Raw genomic sequence first — 4,622 nt, 5'->3', positions numbered from 1 at the left:
GGCCCCGCCGAGCTCGGCGGCGTGCCGGTGGACGACTGGCCGGACGCCTGCGCGCTGCTCAAGAAGGCCGACCTGGCGGCCGTGCACGCCGACGACCACGACGTCCGGCCGGCGAGGACGAGCGTCGGGGGCGTGACGCTGCCGCACCCGGTGTCCTGCACGTACGAGACGACCTGGAACGAGACGGCGGGGAAGAAGCCCGGGGACGGCGGGGCGTCCGGCGGTCCGGAGCCGTCGGGGACGCCCTCCGCCAAGGCGAGCGCCACCGGCAAGGCCACCGGCAAGGCGGGGACGTCGCCGGCGCCGCACGCCTCGGGCGGCGCGGAGCCGCCGGACGACGCCGTGCCCGAGACGACGGTGCGCGGCCTGAGCGTCAGCGTCCGCTGGGTGGCGGAGACGCCCGAAGCGGCCGAGAAGATGCTCGACGCGCTGCAGGCGATCCAGTCGCAGGCGCGGGAGCGCCCCGACATCCCCGCCGGCCGGGCCTACGAGCTCGGGCCGACCGCCGGGATGATCGCGCTGCGCGTCGACCGGGCCGTGGTGGTCGTGGACGTGGACCGCCCGCCGGGCGCCGCGGCCCGCCTCGCCCGGTCCGTGGTCGACCGCCTGCGGACCTGGTCGCCGGGCACCTGACCGGCCTCTCGCCGACCGCCCGGGCGCCCGTCAGTAGTCCGGGACGGCCTCGGGAAGCGGCTCGGCCATCGGCTCGGGCAGCGAGTCGCGCAGCGGCTCGGGCCGGGACTGCGGGGTGAGGACGGGGTCGGGCACGACGGCGGTGCTGCGGCCCGCCCAGGCCTCCAGCTGCGCCACGAAGCGCTCCGCGTGGACCGGCCAGTGGAACCGCGCGCGGGCCGCCGCGTAGCCGCGCTCGCCCATCCGGACGCGCAGCTCCGGGTCGTCGCGCAGCTTCAGGACCGCCGCCGCGGCGGCGGCCGGGTCGCCGAACGGGACGACCAGCCCGCACCCGGCCGGGTCGACGATGTCCACCGCGGGCGGGTTCGGCGTCGTGATCACCGGGACGCCGCGGGCCATGTACTCCACGACCTTCGTGGGCATCGAGTGCCGGTAGTTGGGCTCGTCGTGCAGCAGCGCCAGCCCCGCCATCGCGCCCTCGGCGATCCGCAGCGCCCGGTCGTTCGGGACGAACCCGTACCAGCGCAGGAGCCCGGTCCGCTGCGCCTCGCGCAGCGCGGGCCGCACGTCCGGGTCGGCGGAGCCGATCAGCTCGACCGTGATGCCCTCGTGCGCCAGCAGCCGCGCCATCTCGATCATGTCGAGCGCGCCCCGGGCCACCGACAGGTTGCCGACGTAGACGGCGCGGCGGTCGTCCGGCGGGCCGGGCGGCAGGTCGGAGACGTAGGTGGTGTTGGGCACGACCGGGTGGTCGCCGCGGAACCGGGCCCGGTAGCCCTCCTCGGCGAGCAGCAGCTTCAGCCGCCGCTCGCCGCGCCGCTCCAGCCGCCTGACGGCGGGCCGCAGCACCGGGCGGACCGGCCCGGGCACCCAGTCCTTCGCGGTAAGCGCCGCCGCGGTGTCCTCGTGGACGTCCCACACGACGGTCCGGCCGCGGGTCTCGCGGGGCAGCGAGACCACCAGCTCGGGGTCGTGCAGGAGGATCACGTCGGCGTAGCCGGCGTGCTCGGCGAGGGCCCGGCGGGCGGCCCGCAGGGCCCGGAGGCGGTGCCTCCCGGTGGCCCGCGGGACGTCCACGGGGCTGACCTCGCGCCAGGGGGTCACGTTGCACGCCCGGAAGGGCGCGATGTAGGTGACCTCGTGGCCGGCGTCGAGGAGCGCGCGTATCTGCCGGTGCAGAATGCGCGCATCCTCGGGATGGTGCACCACCGTGCAAACACAGATCCGCATTCCACTCACTCCGCAAGGTGCCGGTAAAATCGCCTGCTGCTCGAGTCTTCGTCGCCCATGGAAATCGTCGATGAATTCCCCTTGTCCGCGATGTGGACGGTCGCGGGCGACTCGTTCCGGTCCGTCGGGGCGCCGTCCCGCTAAAGCAGTTCGACGGTTTCGAGTTGCACGTCCCGGGTGCGGCCGCGGGTGTCGAACAGCAGCCGGGCGTGCCGGGTCAGGGTCTCGGGGTCGTAGGCGGCGTGGTCGGCCAGCACGATCGCCAGGTCCGCGTCCGCGAGCGCGGCGGGCAGGTCGGCGCCGGCGGCGGGCACCGGGGTGCCGTCCACCTGCCAGTCGGTGACGAACGGGTCGTGAAACACGAGGTCGGCGCCCAGCCGGGCCAGCCGGCGGGCGACGGGCCGGGCGGGCGACTCGCGCTGGTCGGCGATGTCGGCCTTGTAGGTGACGCCCAGCAGCAGCACCTTGGCGCCCTTGAGCGCGCGGCCCTCGCGGTTGAGGAGCTGCTGGGCGCGTTCGGCGACGTACCGGGGCATCCGGTCGTTGATCTCCTGGGCCAGTTCGACGAACCGGAACGGGTAGCCCAGGGAGCGGACCTTGTAGGACAGGTAGTTGGGGTCGATCGGGATGCAGTGCCCGCCCACCCCGGGTCCGGGCCGGAACGCCTGGAACCCGAACGGCTTGGTGGCGGCGCAGTCGATGGCGTCCCACAGGTCGATGCCGAGCTCGTTGCAGAACACCGCCATCTCGTTGACCAGCGCGATGTTGACGTGCCGGTAGGTGTTCTCCAGCAGCTTGGCCATCTCGGCCTCGCGCGTCCCCTTGGCCTCGACGACGCGTTCGACGAACTTGCCGTAGAACGCGGCGGCGGCCGACGCGCACGCGGGCGTGAGACCGCCGACGATCTTGGGCGTGTTGCGGACCCCGTAGACGGTGTTGCCCGGGTCGATGCGCTCGGGCGAGAACGCGAGGTGGAAGTCCTCGCCCGCGACCAGGCCGGACGTCTCCAGGATGGGCCGCACGACCTCGTCGGTGGTGCCGGGGTAGGTGGTGGACTCCAGCACCACCAGGGTGCCCGGCGCCAGGTGGGCCGCGACGGTCTCGGCGGCGCCGCGCACCGCGGTCAGGTCCGGGCCGCCGTCGGGCGACAGCGGGGTCGGCACGCAGATCACCACGGTCCGGGCGCCGTCCAGCACCTCCGCGTCCAGGCTGGGCGCGAACCCGGCCTGGAGCATGTCGGCCACTTCGGCGGGCGCGACGTCGTCGATGTGCGAGCGGCCGGCCTTCAGCCCCTCCACCACCCGTGCGTCGCGGTCCAGGCCGCCGACCTGCAGGCCGGCCCGGCAGGCCTCCCGCACCAGCGGAAGGCCCACATAGCCGAGTCCGATGACCACCAGATCCATGCCCGGCTCCCTTCGAGATCGGTGCGCGCGCCCGGCGCGCTCCCGGATGTCAGGTATGGCGATTTCGATCGAGGCGAGGTCCGTCGGGACGGCCTCAGCGGAGGCCGTAGGCGGCCCGGTACCCCGTCGCGACGGCCCGCCAGGTGCGTTCCGCCCGAACCCATTCCCGGGCCCGCTGACCTGTTTTTCGCCTTCTTTCGGGACTGTAAGCCAGGTCTTCCAGACAATTCGCCCATGCTTCCGCGTTTTCCGGAACTGTTAACGCCCCGGTCACGCCGGGTTCCACGATTTCGCGAAGTGCCCTGACATCACTGGCTATGACGGGGATTCCCCCGGCCATCGCCTCCAGCGGCTTGAGGGGCGTCACCAATTGGCACACCCGGTCCGCCCGGCGCGGGACCGCGAACACATCGAGGAGCGCGTGGTAGCGGCGAACGGAACCCATCGGCACCCGCCCGGTGAACACGGCGTGAACGCCGTGCCCGGCGGCACGCCGCTCCAGGGCGCCGCGCTCGGGACCGTCCCCGACCAGCAGCAGCGTGACGGGCACGCCGCGGTCGCGCAGCAGCGCCGCCGCGTCGATCAGCGTGTCGATGCCCTCGTAGCCGTAGAACGACGACGTCAGGCCCACGACGGTGGCGTCCGCGGCGATGCCGAGCTCCGCGCGCAGGCCGGCGGCGTCCGGCAGCGGTTCGAGGAACGCCTCGTCCACCCCGTTCGGCACCACGAAGATCTTCTCCTCGGGGACGCCGCGGGACGCGATCTCCGCCCGCATCGCCTCGCCGAGCGTGACGACCGCGTCGGCCTCGGCCATCCGGCGGGTCTCCAGCTCGCGGGTCAGCCGGTAGAACTCGTCGGACTCGCTGTGCGCCGGGTCGCGCGACAGCCACGAGTCCTCCAGGAAGCCGCGCACCTCGTACACGACGGGCAGCCCGTGGCGGCGCCCCAGCTCCAGCGCGACCGCCGCGTTCAGATGGTTGCTGACCGCGTGCAGGACGTCCGGGCGCAGCTCCTCGACGAGCCGCCCGGCCAGGTCGGCGCCCTTCTCGACGGCCCGCACCGGACCGGCGGGCGGCAGCCACGGCAGCAGCCGGTGGTACGGGACGCCGTCGACGTCCACCCGGGCCCGCGCGTCCCCGAGACCCTGGCTGAGCGGGTACCCGAGCCGCGTCGCCACGTGCGTGTCGAACCCCATCTCGCGCTGCGCGAGCGCGATCCGGTGCGTCCGGACGGTGTAGCCGGCGTTCGTGGCCGGCAGCGCGTTCGTCACGAACTGCAGCACCCCCGTCCCGGAACCGTTCCGGGGACGGGCGGCGCGGGCGGGGGCCGGCGGCGTGCGGGCCAGCAACTCACGCA

4 protein-coding genes are annotated in these 4,622 nt (G+C 74.1%); 1 reads left to right on the top strand and 3 read right to left on the bottom strand.

What is annotated here, in order from left to right; genetic code table 11:
- On the top strand, positions 1–633 hold a 633-nt coding region (locus F9B16_RS52035), incomplete at its 5' end, for a hypothetical protein (protein WP_192809393.1).
- Between the two features lie 30 nt (positions 634–663).
- Here the strand turns inward: F9B16_RS52035 and F9B16_RS49320 are convergent.
- The 3 genes from F9B16_RS49320 to F9B16_RS49310 form a co-directional block, all read right to left on the bottom strand.
- A complete protein-coding gene (locus F9B16_RS49320) occupies positions 664–1,863 on the bottom strand; it encodes a glycosyltransferase (protein WP_151547168.1) in 1,200 nt (399 codons plus the stop codon).
- Between the two features lie 140 nt (positions 1,864–2,003).
- Positions 2,004–3,266: a nucleotide sugar dehydrogenase gene (locus F9B16_RS49315; protein WP_151547167.1), complete on the bottom strand. Its 1,263-nt coding sequence runs from the start codon at positions 3,264–3,266 to the stop codon at positions 2,004–2,006.
- Between the two features lie 94 nt (positions 3,267–3,360).
- The coding region (locus F9B16_RS49310) for a glycosyltransferase family 4 protein (protein ID WP_225992662.1) at positions 3,361–4,622 on the bottom strand (1,262 nt) is incomplete at its 5' end.

The sequence above is a fragment of the Actinomadura montaniterrae genome (assembly GCF_008923365.1).
Classification (GTDB): Bacteria; Actinomycetota; Actinomycetes; order Streptosporangiales; family Streptosporangiaceae; genus Spirillospora; species Spirillospora montaniterrae.
This window is presented reverse-complemented; position numbering and strand designations above follow the sequence as displayed.

Coding starts and splice junctions, on each gene's coding strand:
- F9B16_RS49315 (WP_151547167.1), bottom strand. CDS start 3,266: ATGGATCTGGTGGTCATCGGACTCGGCTATGTGGGCCTTCCGCTGGTG.
- F9B16_RS49320 (WP_151547168.1), bottom strand. CDS start 1,863: ATGCGGATCTGTGTTTGCACGGTGGTGCACCATCCCGAGGATGCGCGC.